This is a genomic window from Streptomyces beihaiensis, assembly GCF_026274175.1.
Taxonomy (GTDB): domain Bacteria; phylum Actinomycetota; class Actinomycetes; order Streptomycetales; family Streptomycetaceae; genus Streptomyces; species Streptomyces beihaiensis.
Map to the genome: position 1 here is coordinate 15,801 of NZ_JAPHNL010000270.1, position 21,228 is coordinate 37,028.

The 21,228-nt window shown below is 71.8% G+C and carries 22 protein-coding genes; 8 read left to right on the forward strand and 14 right to left on the reverse strand.

What is annotated here, in order from left to right:
• Positions 1-4 precede the first annotated feature (4 nt).
• The 3 genes from OFY01_RS21820 (at position 5) to OFY01_RS21830 (ending at position 3,905) form a co-directional block, all read left to right on the forward strand.
• Positions 5-799: a thiazole synthase gene (locus OFY01_RS21820; protein WP_266602512.1), complete on the forward strand. Its 795-nt coding sequence runs from the start codon at positions 5-7 to the stop codon at positions 797-799.
• 111 nt (positions 800-910) lie between these two features.
• On the forward strand, positions 911-2,890 hold the full coding sequence (gene pknB, locus OFY01_RS21825) for a Stk1 family PASTA domain-containing Ser/Thr kinase (RefSeq protein WP_266602514.1): 1,980 nt from the start codon (positions 911-913) through the stop codon (positions 2,888-2,890).
• Between the two features lie 115 nt (positions 2,891-3,005).
• Entirely contained in the window at positions 3,006-3,905 is a 900-nt protein-coding gene (locus tag OFY01_RS21830) for a deoxyribonuclease IV (protein WP_266602516.1), read from the forward strand.
• Between the two features lie 16 nt (positions 3,906-3,921).
• Here the strand turns inward: OFY01_RS21830 and OFY01_RS21835 are convergent, their stop codons facing one another.
• Entirely contained in the window at positions 3,922-4,554 is a 633-nt protein-coding gene (locus OFY01_RS21835) for a sulfite oxidase-like oxidoreductase (protein ID WP_266602518.1), read from the reverse strand.
• Positions 4,555-4,728: 174 nt separating this feature from the next.
• Here OFY01_RS21835 and bfr point away from each other — a divergent pair, with 174 nt between their 5' ends.
• Positions 4,729-5,208 carry a bacterioferritin gene (gene bfr / locus OFY01_RS21840; RefSeq protein WP_266602520.1) on the forward strand — a complete coding sequence of 160 codons (480 nt, stop codon included), beginning with the start codon at positions 4,729-4,731 and terminating at the stop codon, positions 5,206-5,208.
• A gap of 22 nt (positions 5,209-5,230) precedes the next feature.
• On the opposite strand, the gene OFY01_RS21845 is transcribed toward bfr, so the two are convergent.
• Positions 5,231-5,479, reverse strand: a complete 249-nt coding sequence (locus OFY01_RS21845) for a (2Fe-2S)-binding protein (protein WP_266602522.1) — start codon at positions 5,477-5,479, stop codon at positions 5,231-5,233.
• A 186-nt stretch (positions 5,480-5,665) separates the two neighbouring features.
• Positions 5,666-7,012: a class II 3-deoxy-7-phosphoheptulonate synthase gene (locus OFY01_RS21850; RefSeq protein WP_266602524.1), complete on the reverse strand. Its 1,347-nt coding sequence runs from the start codon at positions 7,010-7,012 to the stop codon at positions 5,666-5,668.
• A 189-nt stretch (positions 7,013-7,201) separates the two neighbouring features.
• On the opposite strand from OFY01_RS21850, the gene OFY01_RS32675 reads away from it, so the two are divergent.
• Both OFY01_RS32675 and OFY01_RS21855 read left to right on the forward strand, forming a co-directional pair.
• Complete coding sequence (locus OFY01_RS32675) at positions 7,202-7,264, forward strand: trp operon leader peptide (protein WP_366828741.1); 63 nt, start codon at positions 7,202-7,204, stop codon at positions 7,262-7,264.
• Between the two features lie 108 nt (positions 7,265-7,372).
• A complete protein-coding gene (locus OFY01_RS21855; protein WP_266602526.1) occupies positions 7,373-9,313 on the forward strand; it encodes an anthranilate synthase family protein in 1,941 nt (646 codons plus the stop codon).
• Here the strand turns inward: OFY01_RS21855 and OFY01_RS21860 are convergent.
• From OFY01_RS21860 to OFY01_RS21880, 5 genes are all read right to left on the reverse strand, one after another.
• Complete coding sequence (locus OFY01_RS21860) at positions 9,232-10,260, reverse strand: 2-hydroxyacid dehydrogenase (RefSeq protein ID WP_266602528.1); 1,029 nt, start codon at positions 10,258-10,260, stop codon at positions 9,232-9,234. The two genes, OFY01_RS21855 and OFY01_RS21860, sit on opposite strands and share 82 nt — an antisense overlap.
• Before the next feature lie 80 nt (positions 10,261-10,340).
• Positions 10,341-11,369, reverse strand: a complete 1,029-nt coding sequence (locus OFY01_RS21865; RefSeq protein ID WP_266602529.1) for a 6-phosphofructokinase — start codon at positions 11,367-11,369, stop codon at positions 10,341-10,343.
• Between the two features lie 58 nt (positions 11,370-11,427).
• Positions 11,428-12,123: a response regulator gene (locus OFY01_RS21870; protein ID WP_266602531.1), complete on the reverse strand. Its 696-nt coding sequence runs from the start codon at positions 12,121-12,123 to the stop codon at positions 11,428-11,430.
• On the reverse strand, positions 12,120-13,391 hold the full coding sequence (gene macS / locus OFY01_RS21875; RefSeq protein ID WP_266602533.1) for a MacS family sensor histidine kinase: 1,272 nt from the start codon (positions 13,389-13,391) through the stop codon (positions 12,120-12,122). The genes OFY01_RS21870 and macS overlap by 4 nt, the downstream gene beginning before the upstream one ends.
• Positions 13,392-13,433: 42 nt before the next feature.
• The gene (locus OFY01_RS21880) at positions 13,434-14,204 is read right to left on the reverse strand and encodes a lysophospholipid acyltransferase family protein (protein ID WP_266602557.1); all 771 of its coding nucleotides are present in this window, start codon (positions 14,202-14,204) and stop codon (positions 13,434-13,436) included.
• A gap of 194 nt (positions 14,205-14,398) precedes the next feature.
• On the opposite strand from OFY01_RS21880, the gene OFY01_RS21885 reads away from it, so the two are divergent.
• Both OFY01_RS21885 and OFY01_RS21890 read left to right on the forward strand, forming a co-directional pair.
• Positions 14,399-15,208 (forward strand): alpha/beta hydrolase, encoded by an 810-nt coding sequence (locus tag OFY01_RS21885; protein ID WP_266602558.1) that lies wholly within the window; start codon positions 14,399-14,401, stop codon positions 15,206-15,208.
• Positions 15,201-15,929 (forward strand): hypothetical protein, encoded by a 729-nt coding sequence (locus OFY01_RS21890; RefSeq protein ID WP_407700398.1) that lies wholly within the window; start codon positions 15,201-15,203, stop codon positions 15,927-15,929. The genes OFY01_RS21885 and OFY01_RS21890 overlap by 8 nt, the downstream gene beginning before the upstream one ends.
• A gap of 16 nt (positions 15,930-15,945) precedes the next feature.
• Here the strand turns inward: OFY01_RS21890 and OFY01_RS21895 are convergent, their stop codons facing one another.
• The 6 genes from OFY01_RS21895 to OFY01_RS21920 form a co-directional block, all read right to left on the reverse strand.
• On the reverse strand, positions 15,946-16,713 hold the full coding sequence (locus OFY01_RS21895; protein ID WP_266602535.1) for an endonuclease/exonuclease/phosphatase family protein: 768 nt from the start codon (positions 16,711-16,713) through the stop codon (positions 15,946-15,948).
• Positions 16,714-16,810: 97 nt separating this feature from the next.
• Positions 16,811-17,764 carry an ROK family glucokinase gene (locus OFY01_RS21900; protein WP_266602537.1) on the reverse strand — a complete coding sequence of 318 codons (954 nt, stop codon included), beginning with the start codon at positions 17,762-17,764 and terminating at the stop codon, positions 16,811-16,813.
• 53 nt (positions 17,765-17,817) lie between these two features.
• Entirely contained in the window at positions 17,818-18,327 is a 510-nt protein-coding gene (locus OFY01_RS21905; protein ID WP_266602539.1) for a DUF5304 domain-containing protein, read from the reverse strand.
• 123 nt (positions 18,328-18,450) lie between these two features.
• A complete protein-coding gene (locus tag OFY01_RS21910; RefSeq protein ID WP_266602541.1) occupies positions 18,451-19,587 on the reverse strand; it encodes an ArsA family ATPase in 1,137 nt (378 codons plus the stop codon).
• Positions 19,588-19,595: 8 nt separating this feature from the next.
• Complete coding sequence (locus OFY01_RS21915) at positions 19,596-20,039, reverse strand: SRPBCC family protein (protein ID WP_266602542.1); 444 nt, start codon at positions 20,037-20,039, stop codon at positions 19,596-19,598.
• 288 nt (positions 20,040-20,327) lie between these two features.
• On the reverse strand, positions 20,328-21,089 hold the full coding sequence (locus OFY01_RS21920) for a metallophosphoesterase family protein (RefSeq protein ID WP_266602543.1): 762 nt from the start codon (positions 21,087-21,089) through the stop codon (positions 20,328-20,330).
• Between the last annotated feature and the right edge of the window lie 139 nt (positions 21,090-21,228).

The window sequence follows — 21,228 nt, forward strand, 5'->3', positions numbered from 1 at the left end:
CCCCATGGCCGACGACGCTCTCGTCCTGGGCGGCGCCGCCTACTCCTCGCGCCTGATCATGGGCACGGGAGGAGCGCCGAGCCTGGACGTCCTGGAACGCTCCCTCATCGCATCCGGCACCGAGCTGACCACCGTGGCGATGCGCCGCGTGGACGCCTCGGCGCACGGATCCGTCCTCTCGGTGCTGCGCAAGCTGGACATCCAGGTGCTGCCGAACACGGCCGGGTGCTTCACCGCGGGCGAGGCCGTGCTCACGGCACGCCTGGCACGCGAGGCGCTCGGCACGGATCTGGTGAAGCTGGAGGTCATCGCCGACGAACGGACCCTGCTGCCCGACCCGATCGAGCTGCTCGACGCGGCCGAGACCCTGGTCGACGACGGCTTCACCGTGCTGCCGTACACCAACGACGACCCGGTGCTCGCCCGGAAGCTGGAGGACGTGGGCTGCGCGGCGGTCATGCCGCTCGGCTCACCCATCGGCTCCGGTCTCGGCATCCGCAACCCGCACAACTTCCAGCTGATCGTCGAGCACGCGCGCGTGCCGGTGATCCTGGACGCCGGTGCCGGTACCGCGTCCGACGTGGCGCTCGCCATGGAGCTGGGGTGCGCGGGTGTGATGCTGGCCTCGGCGGTGACCCGCGCCCAGGAGCCGGTCCTCATGGCCGAGGGCATGCGCCACGCGGTCGAGGCGGGTCGCCTCGCCCACCGGGCCGGCCGTATTCCGAAGCGGCACTTCGCGCGGGCGTCCTCGCCCGGCGAGGGGCTGGCCCGCCTGGATCCGGAGCGGCCCGCTTTCTGAGCCCCGCGGTGCTGTGGCCGGCCGTCCGGCTCGTCACAGCACTGCTGCGGTCCCTTCTCGGTCCCGCCACCCGGGACCGGACTGTCGGTCACCCCTCGTACACTCGCCTGCGTGGACACGACCCTTCAAGATCCGTTGCTCGGGCAGGTGCTCGACGGCAGGTACCGCATCGACGCACGCATCGCGGTCGGCGGGATGGCCACGGTCTACCGGGCCGTGGACACCCGCCTCGACCGTGTGCTCGCGCTCAAGGTGATGCATCCGACGCTGGCGGCCGACGCCGCCTTCGTGGAGCGTTTCATCCGCGAGGCCAAGTCCGTCGCACGTCTTTCGCACCCCAATGTGGTGGGGGTCTACGACCAGGGCACGGACGGCGCGTACGTCTACCTCGCGATGGAGTACGTCGCCGGCTGCACGCTGCGCGATGTGCTGCGCGACCGGGGAGCGCTCCAGCCGCGTGCCGCGCTCGACATCCTGGAGCCGGTCCTTGCCGCGCTCGGGGCGGCGCACCGCGCGGGTTTCGTGCACCGCGACATGAAGCCGGAGAACGTCCTGATAGGGGACGACGGCCGGGTCAAGGTGGCGGACTTCGGCCTTGTCCGGGCCGTGGACACGGTCACCAACACCACCGGCGCGGTGCTCGGCACGGTCTCGTACCTGGCGCCGGAGCAGATAGAACACGGCACGGCGACGCCGAGCGTGGACGTGTACGCGTGCGGTGTGGTGCTGTACGAGATGCTCACGGGCGGCAAGCCGCACTCCGGGGAGTCGCCCGCGCAGATCCTCTACCAGCACCTGCACGAGGACGTGCCGCCGCCGTCCGCCGCCGTCCCCGGCCTCGCCTTCGCGCTCGACGAGCTGGTCGCGTCGGCCACCGCGCGCACGCCCGAGGTGCGCCCGCACGACGCCGTGGCGCTGCTCGGTCAGCTGCGCGAGACCCGCGCCGCGCTGACCGACGAGCAGCTGGACGCGGTGCCGCCGCGCTCCCGGACGGTGGAGCACGCGGGGGCGGACGACCGTACGAGCGTGATCCCGCGCGCCGCGCGGACCGCCGGGGTACAGCTTCCGCTGCCCACGGCGGACGGGCAGGGCGCTCCGGGCGGGCCGGGTGGCCCGGACGAGCGGCTGCACCGCACGAGCCGGTTCGAGATGCCGCCGTCGCCCCCCGCTCCCACGCCCTCGCGGCGGCGAGGCGGTGGCGGCAGGTCGCGGCGCCGTCTGTCGGCGATCGTCGCGGCGGTGCTGCTCGTCCTGGGGGCCGGCACGGGCATCTGGTACATCAACTCGGGCCAGTTCACGAAGGTCCCCTCCCTGCTCGAGAAGACCGAGCCCCAGGCGCGGCAGCGGCTGTCCGACGCCGGGCTGCGGGTCGGGACGGTCAGGCAGAAGTACAGCGACGCGTTCGAGCGCGGCACCGTCATGGCCAGCAGCCCCGAGGCCGGGGCCCGCATCCGCGACAACGGCAAGGTGGACCTGACGGTGTCCGAGGGACCGGAGACCGTCAAGGTCCCCGACCTCGGCGGCACCCCGCTCGCCACGGCGAAGAAGGCGCTCACGGACGGCGGTCTCGCACCCGGCATGATCACCAAGAAGTTCAGCGAGGACGTCCCGAAGGGCTCCGTGATCAGTACGGATCCGGGTTCGGGCACGACGCGCAGGGCGGGTTCCGCGGTGGCCCTGGTCGTCTCCAGGGGCGCGCCGATCGACGTCCCGGACGTCACGGGCGAGGCCGAGGAGCAGGCCGTGGCGGACCTCCAGGACGCGGGTCTCAAGGCGAAGATCTCCCCGGAGCGGGTGCACTCGCAGGAGGACAAGGGCGCCGTGGCGCGCCAGTCCCCCGGGCAGGACGAGCAGCTCGCCGAGGGCGACACGGTGACGCTGACGTTGTCCGAGGGGCCCGTGATGGTCGAGGTGCCGGACGTGACGGGCATGAAGGTCGCCGAGGCCGAGAGGAAGCTGCGCGCGGCCGGGTTCGACGTCAATGAGGACCGGGGCCTGCTCGGCCTGTTCGGCAACACGGTCAAGAGCCAGTCCGTGCAAGGCGGCGACGACGCCCCGAAGGGGTCGACCATCACGATCACCATCCGGTGACGCACGCCGCGTGCTCCGCTGTCGGTGATCCGCCTTCGGTGATCCACGCCCGGTGGCCGTCCCGTGCGACCGGGGCACCGCGGCCGGCCGTCGGTGCGCATGACACCCTGACCGGGTGAACAGAAGCACCGTCTCCGCTCCCGCCGCCTCCGCCCGTGCGGGAGTGCTCCGCAATCCGGTCGGCGGGCACGTGCCCGTGGCCGGTGGGCTCGCCTCCGTGGGTCTCTCCTACGCCCATGAGATCGGCGCCGAGGCCGTCCAGGTCTTCGTCGCCAACCCGCGCGGCTGGGCGACGCCGGCCGGCAACCCGCGCCAGGACGAGGAGTTCCGCTCCGCCTGTGCCGCCGAGGGGATCCCGGCCTACGTCCACGCGCCCTACCTGATCAACTTCGGTTCGCACACCGAGGCCACCGTCGAGAAGTCGGTGGCGTCGCTGCGCCACTCGTTGCGCCGTGCCCGCCAGATCGGCGCGCTGGGCGTGGTCGTGCACACCGGCTCGGCCACCGGCGGCCGCGACCGGGACGTGGCGCTCGCACAGGTCCGTGAGCGCGTGCTGCCGCTGCTCGACGAGCTGACCCACGACGACGACCCGTACCTGCTCCTGGAGTCGACGGCGGGGCAGGGCGCGTCGCTGTGCGCGCGCACCTGGGACTTCGGCCCGTACTTCGACGCGCTCGACCGCCACCCGCGGCTCGGCGTCTGCCTCGACACCTGCCACATCTTCGCGGCGGGCCACGACCTGACCGGGCCGAGCGGTATGAAGCAGACCCTCGACCTCCTGGTGGAGACGGTCGGCGAGGGGCGCCTGAAGCTGATCCACGCCAACGACTCGATGGACGTCGTGGGCGCGCACAAGGACCGTCACCAGAACATCGGCGCCGGTCACATCGGTGCCGAGCCCTTCCGCGAGCTGCTCGCCCACCCGGCCACGGAGAACGTACCGCTGGTGATCGAGACGCCCGGCGGCAAGGAGGGCCACGCGGCCGACGTGGACCGCCTCAAGTCGCTGCGCTAGCCGTGCGCGGCACGTCTCAGAGCTCGGGCCCCTGACCGGGCTCTTCCTGGTACGAGTAGCGCTGCTCGCGCCACGGGTCACCCACGTTGTGGTAGCCGCGTTCCTCCCAGAACCCCCGCCGGTCCGCGGTCATGTACTCGACACCGCGGACCCACTTGGGGCCCTTCCACGCGTAGAGGTGGGGCACCACGAGCCGCAGCGGGAAGCCGTGCTCGGCGGTGAGGAGCTCGCCGCCCTTGTGGGTGGCGAAGATCGTGCGGTCGGAGGCGAAGTCGGTCAGCCGCAGGTTGGAGCTGAAGCCGTACTCGGCCCAGACCATCACATGGGTGGCCTCGGGGGCCGGCGGGGCCAGCTCGAGGATGGTCGAGGCGCGCACGCCGCCCCACTCGGCGCCGAGCATGCTGAACTTCGTGACGCAGTGCAGATCGCCCACCACGGTCGCGTACGGCAGCGCCGTGAACTCCTCGTGGTTCCAGGAGTGCTTGTCACCGTCGGCGGTGGCGCCGAAGACCCTGAAGTCCCAGCGCTCGGGGCGGAACTTGGGCACCGGACCGTAGTGAGTGACGGGCCAGCCGCGCTGCAGGCGCTGCCCCGGCGGAAGCTCCGGCCGCACCCCTGCCTCGGACTCGCTACCCACCGGATGACCCATGCCTCCATCCTGACAGACCCCGAGCAGTGGACGTGACCACCGGTCCCCCGGCCGACACCCATCGATCACCGATTCGGGCAACTCATACTAAGCGTGCACTTACTGGACGCACCCCTGAGCCGGTGCAAAGATGCGCGGACCTGCCCAGTCACCCTTTCGGAAGGAGCCTGTGCGATGCAGGGCGACCCCGAGGTCATCGAATTCCTCAACGAGCAGCTGACCGCCGAGCTCACCGCGATCAACCAGTACTTCCTGCACGCCAAGATGCAGGAGAACTTCGGCTGGACGAAGCTCGCGAAGTACACGCGGTCCGAGTCGTTCGACGAGATGAAGCACGCCGAAGTGCTGACGGACCGGATTCTCTTCCTGGAGGGCCTGCCCAACTACCAGCGGCTGTTCCATGTGCGGGTGGGCCAGACGGTCACCGAGATGTTCCAGGCCGACCGGCAGATCGAGGTCGAGGCGATCGACCGGCTCAAGCGGGGTATCGAGGTGATGCGCGGCAAGGGCGACATCACGTCCGCGAACATCTTCGAGTCGATCCTGGAGGACGAGGAACACCACATCGACTACCTCGACACCCAGCTGGAGCTGGTGGAGAAGCTCGGCGAGGCGCTCTACATCGCACAGCTCATCGAGCAGCCGGAGAGCTGAGAGCGGATCGAGCCCGCCGCGATCAGGCCGCTTTCGGGAGCTGCGCCTGCGGCGCCAGCGCCACGGCCGCCCCGCCCTGCTCGACCAGTTCCCTGCGGGGGCACGCGCCCCGGCCGAGGAGCGCCTGGATCCTGCGCACGCACGAACCGCAGTCCGTGCCCGCCTTGCAGGCCGAGGCTATCTGGCGGGGGGTGCAGGCACCGTTCTCCGCGTGCTGCTTGACCTGCGACTCGGTGACTCCGAAGCAGTTGCACACGTACACGCGGTTCACCTCCCGGTCGGGACCCGGTCGAGACTGATCAGTGGCGCCGCCCCGATTGATCGGTGAGGCTAACCTAACCTTACCCGTACGGCCGGGAGCGCAAAAGAGCCGTGGGGCGCGGATCGATGTGATCCGCGCCCCACGGCGTCACGTACAGCCGACAGACGTCAGACAGCCGTCACCGGCCGGGGACGGTCACTGGTCGCGGTACATCTCCGCCACCAGGAACGCCAGGTCGAGCGACTGGCTGCGGTTGAGGCGCGGGTCGCAGGCCGTCTCGTAGCGCTGGTGCAGATCGTCGACGAAGATCTCGTCGCCGCCGCCCACGCACTCGGTGACGTCGTCACCGGTGAGCTCGACGTGGATACCGCCCGGGTGCGTACCGAGCTCCTTGTGGACCTCGAAGAAGCCCTTGACCTCGTCGAGCACGTCGTCGAAGCGGCGCGTCTTGTGACCGGAGGCCGCCTCGAAGGTGTTGCCGTGCATCGGGTCGGTCACCCAGGCCACCGTCGCACCCGACGCCGTGACCTTCTCGACCAGCTCGGGCAGCTTGTCGCGGACCTTGTCGGCGCCCATGCGGACGATGAAGGTCAGGCGGCCCGGCTCGCGGTCCGGGTCGAGGCGCTCGATGTACTGCAGCGCCTCCTCGGCCGTCGTGGTCGGGCCGAGCTTGATCCCGATCGGATTGCGGATCTTCGAGGCGAACTCGATGTGCGCGTGGTCCAGCTGACGCGTGCGCTCGCCGATCCACACCATGTGGCCGGAGACGTCGTACAGCTTGCCGGTACGCGAGTCGACCCGGGTCAGCGCCGACTCGTAGTCGAGCAGCAGCGCCTCGTGGGACGAGTAGAACTCGACCGTCTGGAACTCGGCGGGGTCGGTGCCGCAGGCCCGCATGAAGTTCAGCGCGTTGTCGATCTCGCGCGCGAGCTGCTCGTAGCGCTGCCCGGACGGGGACGACTTCACGAAGTCCTGGTTCCAGGCGTGCACCTGGCGCAGGTCCGCGTAACCGCCCGTGGTGAAGGCGCGCACCAGGTTCAGCGTCGACGCGGACGCGTGGTACATCCGCTTGAGCCGCTCCGGGTCCGGGACGCGGGCGGCCTCGGTGAACTCGAAGCCGTTGACGGAGTCGCCGCGGTAGGTCGGCAGCGTCACACCGTCGCGGGTCTCGGTCGGCTTGGAGCGCGGCTTGGAGTACTGGCCCGCGATCCGGCCGACCTTGACGACCGGCACGGACGCGGCGTACGTGAGCACGGCGCCCATCTGGAGCAGCGTCTTGAGCTTGTTACGGATGTGATCGGCCGAGACCGCGTCGAATGCCTCCGCGCAGTCGCCGCCCTGGAGCAGGAACGCCTCTCCCTTGGCGACGGCCGCCATCCGGGCGCGCAGCTGGTCGCACTCGCCCGCGAAGACGAGCGGCGGAAAGCTCTCCAGTTCAGCGACCACGCCTCGCAGGGCTTCCTGGTCGGGATACTCCGGCTGCTGCGCAGCGGGGAGGTCTCGCCAGGTGTTCACGTCGACAGAAGGGGCGTTTGCGTTCACGCGCCCAAGGTTACGGGCTCCGCGCAAGTGTGTTTCGCATTGCCCAGAGTGTGGACGCCGGGCCGGGACCCGGCATCCCGGCCCCGCGGCGGCGGGGACCACACGGTGGGAAGCACACGCGCCGCGCTCGTGCCGACGGACGAACCGCCCGGTGGACACGCCATCGGCCCACCTCCTAAGGTTGCGGCCATGTTCGCGCACTCGACCCGGAACCAGAACTGGTGGTGGACCGCACATCCGGCGGCCCACTGACTGCGCGTATCCGAATCCGCGAAGGCCGCCCGAGGGGCGGCCTTCAGTGTTTTCGACACCGGCGGCGGCCGTTCCTCCCGAACCCCTGACGACAACGGAGGAACATCCATGCGCACACTGGGCAAGCTGCTCGCCGACGACCGTCCCTTCGCGCTCCTGCGCCGCCGCACCCCCGGCCGCGACCACGACACCGTCGAGGTCCTGACCGGCCCGGTCGGCACGTACGAGCGCCTCGCCGACATCCCCGACGTGGGTCTCGCCCTCGTCCCGTTCCGGCAGATCCGCGAGCGCGGCTTCGACGTCCGCGACGACGGCGCCCCGCTCGCCGTCCTCACGCCCGAGGAGTCCTACGAGGTTCCGCTCGCTGACGCCCTCGCGCAACTGCCCGCCCACGACGTACACGCGCGTGACGGCGCTTTCGACGTCGACGACGCCACGTACGCCGGCATCGTGGGCCGGGTGCTGCGCGACGAGATCGGGCGGGGCGAGGGCGCGAACTTCGTGATCCGCCGGACGTACGAGGCCACCGTCGACGGCTTCGGGCGCGCCGACGCGCTCGCGCTCTTCCGGCGCCTCCTGGAGGTCGAGCGCGGCGCGTACTGGACGTTCGTCGTGCACACCGGCGAGCGGACCCTGGTGGGCGCCAGTCCCGAGGTGCACGTACGCATGTCCGGCGGGACCGTCGTGATGAACCCCATCAGCGGCACGTACCGCTACCCGGACGGCGGTCCGACTCCCGAGCACCTCCTCGGCTTCCTCGCCGACGGCAAGGAGATCGAGGAGCTGTCGATGGTGGTCGACGAGGAGCTCAAGATGATGTGCACGGTCGGCGACATGGGCGGTGTCGTCGTCGGGCCGCGTCTGAAGGAGATGTCCCACCTCGCGCACACCGAGTACGAGCTGCGCGGCCGCTCCACCCTGGACGTGCGCGAGGTGCTGCGGGAGACCATGTTCGCGGCGACCGTCACCGGCTCGCCCGTGCAGAACGCCTGCCGGGTCATCGAGCGGTACGAGCCCGGCGGGCGCGGCTACTACGCGGGGGCCCTCGCGCTGCTCGGCCGAGACGCGGGCGCGGGACGGGAAGGGTCGGCCGGCGCCCAGACCCTCGACTCGCCCATCCTGATCCGCACGGCCGACATCGACGCCCAAGGGCGCCTGCGGGTCGGCGTCGGCGCCACGCTGGTGCGCGGCTCGGACCCGGCGGGCGAGGTCGCCGAGACCCATACCAAGGCCGCCGGTGTGCTGACCGCCCTGGGAGTGCGTCCGGGCCCCACGCGCGCGCGGGACCCACGGCCCGCGCTCGCCGACGACCCGCGGGTACGGGCGGCCCTCGACGGCCGGCGCGCCTCGCTCGCGCCGTTCTGGCTGCGGATGCAGCGGCGCGGCAGCGAGCTGAGCGGGCATGCGCTCGTGGTCGACGCCGAGGACACGTTCACCGCGATGCTGGCGCACGTGCTGCGCGCGTCGGGCCTCGCGGTGTCGGTGCGGCCCTACGACCAGGTGGGGCTGCGGGAGACCGTGCTCGCCCACGAGGGCCCCGTGGTCCTCGGGCCCGGCCCCGGCGACCCGTGCGACCTGGCCGACCCGAAGATGCGGCTGCTGCGCTCGCTGACGGCTGAGCTCATCGGCACGCGCGCGTACGGCGTGCTCGGCGTCTGCCTGGGGCACGAGCTGATCGCGGCGGAGCTGGGTCTTCCGATCGTGCGCAAGGACGTGCCGTACCAGGGGGCGCAGAGCGAGGTCGAGCTGTTCGGGCGGACCGAGACCGTCGGGTTCTACAACAGCTTCGTGGCGCACTGCGACGACGAGGCCGCGCTCGAACTGGCCGCGCACCACGTGGAGGTCAGCAGGGACGCGGCGAGCGGCGAGGTGCACGCGCTGCGCGGTCCCGGCTTCGCGGGGGTGCAGTTCCACCCGGAGTCGGTGCTGTCGCTGCGTGGCGTGTCGATCGTGCGGGAGCTGCTCGGTCAGCTCGTGGCGGCGGGCGCCGACGGCTTGGCGGGCGCGGACGGCACCAGGACGTTCTCGGAGCGGCGGCCCTCCAGGTAGTCGAGGACGTTGTGGAGCGTGGTGTCGATGATCTGGCCGACCGCGTCCACGGTGTAGTACGCCTGGTGGGACGTGACCAGGACGTTGGGGAAGGTGACCAGGCGGGCCAGGGTGTCGTCGTCGACGACGTCCAGGGACTTGTCGAGGAAGAACAGGCCCGCCTCGGCCTCGTACACGTCCAGGCCGATGCCGGTGAAACGGCCCGCGCGCAATTCGGTGACCAGGGCCTTGGTGTCGACGAGGCCGCCGCGGCTGGAGTTGACGAGGACCGCGTCGTCCTTCATGGCGCGCAGCGCGGTGGAGTCGACGAGGTGCTCGGTGGCCGGGAGCAGCGGCACGTGCAGGCTGATCAGGTCGGACTCGGTGAACAGTTGCTCCTTGTCGACGTACTTCATGCCGAGTTCGACGCACGCCGGGTTCTCGACGACGTCCCAGCCGAGCAGATTCATCCCGAAGCCGTGCGCGATCCGGGTGAACGCCTCGCCGATCTTGCCGGTGCCGAGGACTCCCACGGTGCGGCCGCGCATGTCGCGGCCCATGAGCCCGGCGAGGCGGAAGTCGAAGTCGCGGGTGCGGGTGGAGGCGCGGACGATGCGGCGGTTGACGGCCATCGCGAGGGTCCAGGCGAACTCGGCGACCGAGTACGGCGAGTAGTACGAGACCCGCGCGACGGTCAGGCCGAGGCGTTCGGCGACCTGCAGGTCGATGTTGTTGAAGCCGGTGGAGCGCTGGGCGATCATCTGTGTGCCGCCCGCGGCGAGCGTCTGGAGCACGTGGTTGTTCAGCGTGGCGTTGACGCTGGTGGAGATGATTTCGTAGCCCGCCGCGATGGGGGCGGTGTCCTCGTTCAGGAAGACGTCCAGGCAGCGGACGTCGTTCTTGCCTTCGAATGCCTTCTCGATGAGGGGCTTTTCGTCTGATTGAACGCCGAATGCGAGGATCTCCATGGCGTGAGTCTATGCAGCCGGGCGCCTCCCCGCGCCTTCGAACCGGCCTGTTCCCGACCTGTTCCCGGCCTGTTCCCGGACTATCCGAAGAACACGCTCGCTTCCCTGTAGAGGGACGGGTTCACCGTCTTCAGGCGGGACGTCGCCTCCGCGATCGGTACGCGGACGATGTCCGTCGCCCGCAGGGCCACCATCTCGCCCCACGCCCCGTCGCGCACCGCGTCGATCGCGTGCAGGCCGAAGCGGGTCGCCAGCCAGCGGTCGAACGCCGACGGAGTGCCGCCGCGCTGCACGTGGCCGAGAACCGTGGTGCGGGCCTCCTTGCCGGTACGCCGCTCGATCTGTTTCGCCAGCCACTCGCCCACACCGGAGAGGCGCACGTGACCGAAGGAGTCCAGCGAGTCGTCCTTGAGCACCACCTCGCCGTCGCGCGGCATCGCCCCCTCGGCGACCACCACGATCGGGGCGTACGAGGAGCGGAAGCGTGAGCTGACCCAGGAGCAGACCTGGTCGACGTCGAAGCGCCGCTCGGGGATGAGGATGACGTTGGCGCCGCCTGCCAGGCCCGAGTGGAGGGCGATCCAGCCCGCGTGGCGGCCCATGACCTCCACGACGAGGACCCGCATGTGGGACTCGGCGGTGGTGTGGAGCCGGTCGATGGCCTCGGTGGCGATGCCGACGGCCGTGTCGAAACCGAAGGTGTAGTCGGTGGCGGAGAGGTCGTTGTCGATGGTCTTGGGTACGCCGACGACGTGGACGCCGTGTTCGTCGGCGAGGCGCGCGGCGACGCCGAGGGTGTCCTCGCCCCCGATCACGACGAGCGCGTCGACCTCCTGCTCGGCGAGGTTCTCGCGGACCCGGCGGATGCCGTTCTCGGCGCGCAGCGGGTTGGTGCGCGAGGAGCCGAGCACGGTGCCGCCGCGAGGCAGGATGCCGCGCACCGCGGGGATGTCCAGCGGCACCGTGTCGTTCTCCAGGGGGCCGCGCCAGCCGTCCCGGAATCCGACGAAGTCGTAGCCGTACTCCTGTACGCCCTTGCGGACGGCGGCCCTGATGACGGCGTTGAGCCCCGGGCAGTCACCGCCTCCGGTCAGCACTGCGACCCTCATCGCGCAACTCCCTTGTCGCGGTGAGCAGTTCAAGACACTGCCCACTGTCCCGCGGGGGTCACTCGCCGTCCAGACCCCGCTCTATGGCGTAGCGGACGAGTTCGACCCTGTTGTGCAACTGGAGCTTGCCGAGGGTGTTCTGCACGTGGTTCTGGACGGTGCGGTGGGAGATGACCAGGCGTTCGGCGATCTGTTTGTAGCTCAGGCCCTTGGCGACCAGGCGCAGCACCTCTGTCTCCCGGTCGGTCAGCCGCGGCGCCTTCGGCTCGTCGGCGCCGGCGTCGGCGGCCGGGGCGGGCTCGGCGGCGAGCCTGCGGTACTCGCCCAGGACGAGTCCGGCGAGTCCGGGCGTGAAGACCGGGTCGCCGACGGCCGTGCGGCGGACCGCGTCGAGCAACTCGTCGGTGGACGCCGACTTGAGCAGATAGCCGGTGGCGCCGGACTTGACGGCCTCCAGGACGTCGGCGTGCTCGCCGCTGGCCGACAGGACGAGTACGCGGGTGGCGGGCTCGGCGGCGACGACGTCCTTGCAGACCTGGACGCCGGGCCTTGCGGGCAGGTTCAGGTCGAGGACGAGGACGTCGGGGCGGACGGCCAGGGCGCGGCGCACGGCCTGTTCGCCGTCGCCCGCGGTGGCGACGACGTCGAAGCCGGACGCGGCCAGGTCGCGGGCGACGGCGTCGCGCCACATGGGGTGGTCGTCGACCACCATCACCTTGATCGGTGCGCTCTGCTCACCCTTGGCGTCGCTCATCGCGGCTGTCCTGCCTTCCCCCGGGGTGCCGGCTGCTTCGGTACGTTCAGTTCGACCTCGGTGCCCTGCCCGGGGACCGAGATCAGCTCGGCGGTGCCGCCCAGGTCGCGCAGGCGGCCCCGGATGGACTGGGCGACGCCGAGCCGCCCCTCCCCCTCGGCCTGCGCCAGGCGGCCCTCCGGGATGCCCGGGCCGTCGTCGCGCACGGTCACCAGGACCGCGTCCGGCTCGTCCTCGAGGAGGATCCACGCGTGCGCGCCCGCGCCCGCGTGCCGCCGCACGTTGTCCAGGGCGGCGCCCACGGCGGCGGCCAGTTCGCGGGCGGTGGCGGCGGGCAGCGAAACGGCGGTGCCCGGCTCGGAGAGAGTGACGTGCCCGCTCGCGTACGGGGCGAGCAGCGTGCGCAGGTCACACGTGTCGTCGCCCGTTGCGTCGGCGGCCGCGTCGCGGGTCGCCCCGCCGGTTGCGTCGGGCTCGGCGGGCCCGTCGACGGGTCGTACGCGCGTGCCGGGCGCGTCGTCACCGGGTGTGCGGGGGCGGGGAGCCGGTCCTCCGGCGACCAGGGTGCGCAGGGCGATCTCCTGCTCGCCCGCCATCCGGCCGAGTTCGGCGGCCTCGCCGCCCAGGGCGGTGCCGCGCCGCTGCACCATGGCGAGGACCTGGAGCACGCTGTCGTGGATGTCTCGGGCGAGGCGCTCGCGCTCGCGCGTGGCGGCCTGGATCTCCAGGGCGCGGGCCAGAGTGCGCTCGGAGGCGCGCGCCACCTCCACGACGTAGCCGATGGCGATGGAGGCGATGCACACGAGGATCACGTTGTGCGCAGTGCTGCGGCTGAGGGCGCCGCGCTGGATCACGTTGGCGACGCCGACCAGCGCGGACGCGGTGGCCGCCCACCGCCAGCCGCCCTTGATCGCCCAGGCGAGGACGGCTCCCGCCGTCCAGATCGACGGCAGCGTGGAGCCGCCGGTGATCGCCCGCTCGTGGCCCGCCACGGGCGAGAGCAGGATGCCGGCGACGGCGACGGTCAGGTCCGCGGTGAGGAACCGCTTGGTGCACCGTACGCCGCCCGACACCTGCGGCAGGGTGGCCAGCGTCCAGGGCACCAGGACGGCGAGGTAGGCGACGCCCACCCAGGGGCGGCCGTACTGCTCGTACGCGGAGGCGAAGAGCCCGATCGCGTAGACCATGGTCAGGAGGCGGTACGCCATGAGCGCGCGCCACAGCGGCTGCTCGACCGACATCCGTATGACGCGCTCGCGCCTGGCCATCTCCCCCACCCTTCGGCTGAGCGGACAACGGTGACGACGCGGCTAGGCGCCGCCGCGTTCCCCGCTCCCGGCCGGATTCTCGTCCTTGTGCGCCTTGGCGTGCTCCTTGGCGGCCTCTTTGGCGGCCTCCTTGGCTGCTTTCTCCGCCTCCGCGATCTGCCGTTTGGCGGCGGTCGCGTACATGTCGACGTACTCCTGCCCGGAGAGCTTCATGATCTCGTACATCACCTCGTCGGTGACCGCGCGGAGCACGAACCGGTCGCTCTCCATGCCCTGGTAGCGGCTGAAGTCGAGGGCCTTGCCGATGCGGATGCCGGGGCGCATCAGTTTGGGCATCACCTTGCCGGGGGGCTGGATCTTCTCGGTGTCGATCATGGCGACGGGGATGACGGGGGCGCCGGTGGCCAGTGCCACGCGCGCGAGGCCGCCCGGTTTGCCGCGGTAGAGGCGGCCGTCCGGGGAGCGCGTCCCCTCCGGGTAGATGCCGAACAGCTCGCCGCGCTCCAGGACGTCGATGCCGCTCTTGACGGCGGCCTCCCCGGCCCCGCGCGAGCCCGAGCGGTCCACGGGCAGCTGGCCGACGCCCTTGAAGAACGCGGCCGTCAACTTCCCCTTGACCCCCGGTGTGGTGAAGTACTCGGCCTTCGCGATGAACGTGACCTTCCGGTCGAGGACCGCCGGGAGGAAGAAGGAGTCCGAGAACGACAGGTGGTTGCTGGCCAGGATCGCGGGCCCCTCGGCCGGGATGTTCTCCAGGCCCTCCACCCACGGCCGGAAACCGAGCTTCAGCGGCCCTCCGATGGCCACCTTCATTGCGCCGTAGATCAACCCACTGCCTTCCCGTGCGCTCGGGCCGGTCCGACGATCCGAGCTTTGGGTCCGACCCTAACCCGCGGGCCCTTCGGGAGCCCGACGACCCTGGTCGGTGTCAGTCCCGTCGCGTACCGTGAAGACCATCACCCACGCTCTGCACACGTCCCCCGAAACCCACGAACAGGAGGCCGATGGTGCCGGTCCTGCCTGGAGCCGAGCCGTACCGTCACGAAGGCGGCGAGGTCGGCGTCCTCCTCTGTCACGGCTTCACCGGATCCCCCCAGTCGCTGCGCCCCTGGGCGGAGTATCTGGCCGAGCGCGGTCTGACCGTCTCGCTGCCGCTGCTGCCCGGCCACGGCACCCGCTGGGAGGACCTGGCGGTCACCGGGTGGCAGGACTGGTACGCGGAGGTGGACCGCGCCCTGCGTGAGCTCTCGGAGCGGTGCACGAAGGTCTTCGTGTTCGGCCTGTCGATGGGCGGTGCGCTGGCGCTGCGTCTCGCCGCGCGGCACGGTGACGCGGTGGCGGGCGTCGTCGTGGTCAACCCGGGCAACAAGGTGCACGGTCTGGCCGCGCACGCGCTGCCCGTGGTCCGGCATTTCGTCCGTACGACGAAGGGGATCGCGAGCGACATCGCCAAGGGCGGCTCGGAGGAGGTCGGCTACGACCGGGTCCCGCTGCACGCGGCACACGCGCTGCGGAACTTCTTCCGGCTCGTCGACCGGGAGCTGCCGCAGGTCACCCAGCCCTTGATGGTGCTGCACAGCCCGCAGGACCATGTCGTGCCGCCGGCCGACTCGGCGCGTGTGCTCGGCCGCGTCTCGTCCACGGACGTGACGGAGATCCTGCTGGAACAGAGCTACCACGTCGCGACGTTGGACCACGACGCGGACCGGATCTTCGAGGAGAGCCTCGCCTTCATCGGCCGGCTCGCCCCCGAGGCCGGTGCGGGTACGGACCGGAGTGCGGAGCAGGGCGTGGAAGGGACGGCCAGCGGTGGCTGAGCAGGAGCGGAGCGGTCCGGACACGCCGGACGGGCCGGAGAGCCCGGGCGGCGGCGCCGGCCGCGAGTCCGGGGCACCGGGCGACCAGCCGCCCGAGAGCGGGCGGCGCGACCCGCTGCTGCCCGACGACGAGGACGCGGCGTGGGCCGAGATCGTCGCCGGGTACGGGCAGGAACCGCCGGACCCGCCGGGTGCGAAGCCGTTCAGGTCCGTGGAGGACCTGGCCCTGCTCGAACCGGACACCGACCCGCCGTCGCAGGACGGCACGCGCGCGGACGACCGCGGCGGTGACGTCGGCGGGGACGGGGATCGGAGCAAGGACGAGGACGAGGACGGCGACGGCCGCCCGGGGCGCGGCGCGGGCCGTCCTCTCGGCTCCTCGATCTCCTTCGCGCCCGGTGTCGCGGCCACGCCGGGCCCGCGCGACCACACCGTGCCGGAGCCCTCCGACGACGACTTCGACGCGGACGACGAGGGCCACTTCGTGCCGCCCGAGCCGCCCCCGCTGCCGGAGGCCGACGTCACGGCCAAGTTCGCGTGGCTCGCGGTGGTCGGCGGCCCGGTCCTGCTGCTGATCTCGGTGGTCCTCGGCTGGGACATGACGTGGTGGCTGGCGACGGTCTGTATCGGGGGCTTCCTCGGCGGTTTCGCCACCCTCGTCGCCCGGATGAACCCGGGCGACGACGATGACGGCGACCCCGGCCGCGGCGCGGTCGTCTGAGACCGGCCGACCGCGTTCAGCTAGCGGGGAGCCGCAGCGCGGCGAGCACCGGCAGATGGTCCGTGGCCGCCTTCAGGTCCCCGGCGTCGAGAAAGCCGGGGACGCCGCACCCCAGGACCTCGACGCCCTTGGTGGTGAGGATCGCGTCGATCCGCTGATGCGGGTCGGCCGCGGTCGACGTGAACTCCCCGCCCCAGGGCCGGACCGCCCAGGCGTCGTCGAGCGTGCCGGTCAGCCGCCGGAACGTACGGCCGCCGGGACGCTCGTTGAGGTCGCCGCCCACCACGGCGTGCTCGACGCCCAGCGCCTCGACGCGGTCGAGCAGCATCCCGGCCTGCGCGTACCGCTCGTCCTCGCGCAGGCTCAGGTGGCAGCTGACGACGCCCAGCCGGACCCCGTGTGCGCCGCCGAACCGTACGACCGCGCAGGCCAGGCCCCGCCGGTGCAGGCCCGGCGTGAGCGGCAGCAGCACGTCCTCGGTCCGCTCCACGGTCGCCCGCAGCGAGCACAGCAGCGCGGGCCCGGCCGCGGTGGCGCCGCCGGAGAGGATCACCAGATCGGCCGCGCGGGCGAGCCGGGCGAGCTTCTTGCGCCACCGGAAGAACCGGGGCGCTTCCTGGACGAGGACCAGGTCGGGGTCGCAGGCCCTGATGACGCGGGCGAGGGCGGCGGTGTCGTCACGCATCGAGCGGATGTTGTAGCTGAGGACGCGGACGACGGCCGAACCGTCGGACTCGGTGCGGGATTCGGGCAGTTGGGAGTCGGAGTGCGAGCCGGTGTCCATGGCGATCAAGATACGCCGGTGCCCGCCGCCCCCGAGGGGAACGACGGGCACCGGAACGCGGTAGCACCGGAAGGTGTCGCGGCCTGGCCGGAAGGTGTCACATGACGGGGTCGGGCTGGCGCGCCAGGTCGGCCGCCCCGACCATGCCCGCCTTGTTGCCGAGCTGGGCCGCGATCACGTCGGCGACCGGACGCCAGTTCCCGCCGACCAGCCAGCGCTTGTACGACTTGCGGATCGGGTCGAGGACCAGCTCGCCCTCGTCCGAGAGACCGCCGCCGACGATGAACGCGGACGGGTCGAAGAGCGAGGCCAGGTCGGCGAGGCCCGCACCGGCCCAGCGGGCCAGCTCGCGGTAGGAGTCGACGGCGACCAGGTCGCCCTGGCGGGCGGCCATGGAGATGTGCTTGCCCTCGATGCCCTCGGGGGTGCCGTCGCCGAGGGAGAGCAGGTACTCGGCGTTCTCCGGGGTGGCGTTGGCGCGCTGCTTGGCGTACCGCACGAGCGCGCGCCCGGAGGCGTACTGCTCCCAGCAGCCCTGCGAGCCGCAGCCGCACAGCAGGCCGTCCGGGACCATCCGGATGTGCCCGAACTCGGCGGCCACGCCGAAGTGGCCGCGGCGCAGCTTGTTGCCGATGATGATGCCGCCGCCGAGGCCGGTGCCCAGGGTGATGCAGATGACGTTGCGATGGCCCTTGCCCGCGCCGAACTTGTACTCGCCCCAGGCCGCCGCGTTGGCGTCGTTCTCCACGACGACCGGGAGGCCGACGCGCGCCTCGACCTTCTCCTTGAGCGGCTCCTGGCGCCAGTCGATGTTGGGCGCGAAGTACACCGTCGAGCGCTGGCGGTTGACGTATCCGGCCGCACCGATGCCCACGCCGACGATCTCGTGCCCCGCTCGGGCGCCCTCGACGGCGGAGCCGATGGCCTCCACGATGCCCTCGGGTGTGGAAGGCGTGGGCACCTTGAACGTGGAGAGGATGTTGCCTTCCTCGTCGACCACGCCGGCCGCGATCTTCGTGCCGCCGATGTCGACGCCGATGGTGAGTCCCATGAATCCCTCAGTTCGGTCGAGCCCCGCTAAGGCCCACCGTACCTGAGCGCACCTCAGTCCAGATCGATGCGCTCCCCTCCGGAGCCGTCTTCCGGGCCCTTGTCCGTACTCGCGTCGGGGCTTTCGTCGCGGGCGCGCGCGTGAGGGGTGGGCGACTGGCGGGGGGAAGACTGACGGGTGCGCTGCGTCCAGCGGCGCTCCTGGCCCTCGACGGCGGACCGGTAGGCGGCGAGCAGTTCGGAGCCCGCGGCGGCGAGATGGTCGAGGACGTCCGGGTTGCGCTCGATGACCGGTTCGACGACCGACTTCGCCTGACGCACGACCTGCTTGGCGACCTGCTCGACCGTGCCCTGCGCGACGGCGCCCAGGAACGGGGCCTGCACGGACGACAGCTTGTCGGTGACCGCGTCCACGAGCTTGCGCAGCTCCTCGGCGGCCGAGCCCGCTTCGGGCCCGTAGGCGGCCCGGCGGCGGGCCTTCTCCGCGGCGAGATCCTCGGCGCACGCCTTCTCCCACGCGTCGGCGTCGGCCTGGGGGGCGGGCTGCTCGGTGGCGTCGCTCATGGCGGCTGACTCCTGCGGAGAGCTGAGGATGGGGCGGCTGTGTGCCGTGGCCACAGGCCGTGGCCACCTGTCGTGACGACTAGGCGTCGTCCCTTCGACGGTACCCGAACGGGTGCGCCGGGTTCACGGCCTCCTCGGCCACAGAGCGGGATCCGGGGAGAACCGCACCCGCAGCTCCCCGTCGACCAGACCGGCTCCGGCCACGGTGCAGCGGCGGGGCGCGGACGGCAGCGGGACGACGCGGCGCAGCGGCCCCGCCCCGACGACCAGTTCGTCGCCGCGCCGCACCAGGGTCAGCTCCTCGCGCACGGCGCCGGGCAGCGGAATCCGCCACACCAGGAGCCCTTCCTCGGCGAGCCGGTCCTCGACGGGCCACGGTGTCCGCGGGGGCGCGCCGGCGGGTCCCGGCACGCCCAGCCGGGCCAGCTCGTCGGCGCCCCGGGGGTCACGGCCCAGATGTCCGACCTCGTGCACGGCGCCCCACGGGCTCCACTCACCGGCGATCTTGCGCCGACGGGCCGCGGCGTCGGAGAGCCACGGGTCGGTGGAGCCGTCGGGCAGCATCCGGTTGGCGATCACGGACTCGACGGGCAGCCCGTGCAGGGCGAGCCCGGTGACGGTGGTGCGCAGCGACTCGGCGGCGGCCTCGGTGGGCTCGGCGACGAGCCGTACGGAGGTCGAGTCGGCGTCGATCACGGCCTGCGCGGCGGCGAGTTCGGTGTCCCAGCGGGCCGCGGTCTCGTACAGCCACTCCGCGGGCATCGGCACACCGGCGAGCCGCCCGAGGACGGGGCGCAGGGCGCGGGCGGCCTGGCGTTCGGCGGGCAGGAGGCGGCGCAGATAGCGGCGCAGCTGCTCGGGCAGGGCGAGCGCGGCCAGGGCCCACGGGGCCGCGGGCAGGTCGACGACGACCAGATCGCAGGGCGCGTCCCGGCTGTCCCTGACCGCCCGCAGCAGGGCCAGTTCCTCACTGCCGGGCAGCGGGGTCAGCTCGTCCTCGTCCAGCCGCGCGGCCCCGAGCAGGTCGAGCACGCCGGAGGCACGTTCCTGCAGGGCGAGCAGGTCGTCCCGGAACCGTGTGTCCGGCTCGATCCGGACGACGTCGACGCCGGGCACCTCCCCCACGCCGCCCGCGGACGCCGCGGCGTCCGCGGAGACGAGCCGGACCCGGAGCCCCTGTGCCGCTGCCGCCAGGGCGGTGGCGGCGGCGACGGTCGTCCTGCCGGAACCGCCGGGGCCGGTGAGGAGGAGGGTGCGCATGGGGTTTCTCAGGCGCCTTCCCCGGACTCCACGCGCTTCTTCAGTCCGGCCAGAGCACGGTCGATGATGACCTTCTCGGCCTTGCGCTTGATCATGCCGAGCATCGGGATCTTCACGTCGACGGTGAGCGAGTACGTGACCTCGGTACCGGAACCCGCCGCCTTCAGCACGTACGACCCGTCGAGCGAGCGCAGCATCTGGGACTTCACGAGGGTCCAGGACACCTCGTTCTCCCCCACCCACGTGTACCTGAGCGTCTGGTCGTCCTTGATCGCGCCCGCGTCCATGACGAGGCGGACCTGCTCGGCGCGGCCGGAGTCGTCGGTGGCCAGGACCTCCGCCTCCTTCACCTCACCCGTCCAGTCGGGATAGCGGGCGAAGTCGGCGATCACCGTCATGACGTCGGCCGGTGCCGCATCGATCGTGATGCTCGAGCTGGTGTGTTCCGCCATCGCCGTGGCTCCTCCAGATGCGGTCCGGCGTGCATGGATGTGTCCAGGGTCTGTCCGGCGGATCTTGTCGGGGTCGCCGGGTCCGGCACGCACGTCCGCGGCGTTGTCGTCGGTTGCCGACGCTCCGCGTCGCCGCCCTCCTCCGCCTTGCGTCTGCACGCGCCAGACCCCGCTCAGCGGTACCGATCGGCACCGTCGACCGAGTCCGACCTGATCCGCCGGACAGGCCCTAGGCCCTGAAGGCTATCGCGCGCGGACGACCAGCCCTTCACCGCTCCGGGGCCAGGGTCACCACTCAAGGGCCCAGGGCCTGCCCGCGCTGGCGAAGTGGCCGACGTTGACGCACTCGGTGGCACCGACCCGCATCCGCCGGGCGAGCGGCTGGTGGACGTGGCCGAAGAGCGCGTACCGCGGCTTGGTGCGCCGGATGGCCTCCAGGAGTGCCCGGCTGCCGCGCTCGAAGCGGCGGGCCACGGTGTCGTAGACCAGCTCGGGCACCTCGGGCGGGATGTGCGTGCACAGCACGTCGACCTCGCCCACCGCCTCGATCTTGGCGGCGTACTCCTCGTCGTCGATCTCGTAGGGGGTGCGCATGGGTGTGCGCAGGCCGCCGCCGACGAACCCGAAGACGCGGCCGCCGATCTCGACGCGCTCGCCGTCGAGCACGGTGGTGCCGGGGCCCGCGTACTCCTGCCACAGGTGCGGCATGTCCACATTGCCGTACGTGGCGTACGTCGGTGTGGGGAAGGCCGCGAACAGCTCCTCGTACTGTTTGCGGACCGCTTTCTCGATCGCGGCCGCCCGGTCGATGCCCGCCCACAGCCGCTTCCCGAAGGCGCGGGCCTCGTCGAAGCGGCGGGCGGTGCGCAGCGCGACGATCCGGTGGGCGTTCTCGACGCCGAACAAGTCGGGAAAAATGCCGCGCGAGTGATCGGCGTAGTCGAGGAAGAGGACCAGGTCACCGAGGCAGACGACGGCATCGGCGCCGTCCCCGGCTCGTGCGAGGTCGGTGGAGTTTCCGTGCACATCGCTGACCACATGTACGCGCATGCGGCCCACCCTAAGACCACGGCAGTCACGGCGGTAGACACCGTCGGACCTGCGGTTACTTCCGAGTCATGACGGGGGTCGACTACTGTGCGCCGAGTACTGGCAAAGCGTGTGACGCAGCGAACATCTGATCCGGCCC

What these genes read in the sequence shown, in the direction of transcription:
- OFY01_RS21820 (WP_266602512.1), top strand. Translation starts at nt 5, where the DNA reads ATGGCCGACGACGCTCTCGTCCTGGGCGGCGCCGCCTACTCCTCGCGC.
- OFY01_RS21835 (WP_266602518.1), bottom strand. Translation starts at nt 4,554, where the DNA reads ATGGGTCATCCGGTGGGTAGCGAGTCCGAGGCAGGGGTGCGGCCGGAG.
- bfr (WP_266602520.1), top strand. Translation starts at nt 4,729, where the DNA reads ATGCAGGGCGACCCCGAGGTCATCGAATTCCTCAACGAGCAGCTGACC.
- OFY01_RS21855 (WP_266602526.1), top strand. Translation starts at nt 7,373, where the DNA reads ATGCGCACACTGGGCAAGCTGCTCGCCGACGACCGTCCCTTCGCGCTC.
- OFY01_RS21860 (WP_266602528.1), bottom strand. Translation starts at nt 10,260, where the DNA reads ATGGAGATCCTCGCATTCGGCGTTCAATCAGACGAAAAGCCCCTCATC.
- OFY01_RS21865 (WP_266602529.1), bottom strand. Translation starts at nt 11,369, where the DNA reads ATGAGGGTCGCAGTGCTGACCGGAGGCGGTGACTGCCCGGGGCTCAAC.
- OFY01_RS21870 (WP_266602531.1), bottom strand. Translation starts at nt 12,123, where the DNA reads ATGAGCGACGCCAAGGGTGAGCAGAGCGCACCGATCAAGGTGATGGTG.
- macS (WP_266602533.1), bottom strand. Translation starts at nt 13,391, where the DNA reads ATGGCCAGGCGCGAGCGCGTCATACGGATGTCGGTCGAGCAGCCGCTG.
- OFY01_RS21880 (WP_266602557.1), bottom strand. Translation starts at nt 14,204, where the DNA reads ATGAAGGTGGCCATCGGAGGGCCGCTGAAGCTCGGTTTCCGGCCGTGG.
- OFY01_RS21895 (WP_266602535.1), bottom strand. Translation starts at nt 16,713, where the DNA reads ATGGACACCGGCTCGCACTCCGACTCCCAACTGCCCGAATCCCGCACC.
- OFY01_RS21900 (WP_266602537.1), bottom strand. Translation starts at nt 17,764, where the DNA reads ATGGGACTCACCATCGGCGTCGACATCGGCGGCACGAAGATCGCGGCC.
- OFY01_RS21905 (WP_266602539.1), bottom strand. Translation starts at nt 18,327, where the DNA reads ATGAGCGACGCCACCGAGCAGCCCGCCCCCCAGGCCGACGCCGACGCG.
- OFY01_RS21910 (WP_266602541.1), bottom strand. Translation starts at nt 19,587, where the DNA reads ATGCGCACCCTCCTCCTCACCGGCCCCGGCGGTTCCGGCAGGACGACC.
- OFY01_RS21915 (WP_266602542.1), bottom strand. Translation starts at nt 20,039, where the DNA reads ATGGCGGAACACACCAGCTCGAGCATCACGATCGATGCGGCACCGGCC.
- OFY01_RS21920 (WP_266602543.1), bottom strand. Translation starts at nt 21,089, where the DNA reads ATGCGCGTACATGTGGTCAGCGATGTGCACGGAAACTCCACCGACCTC.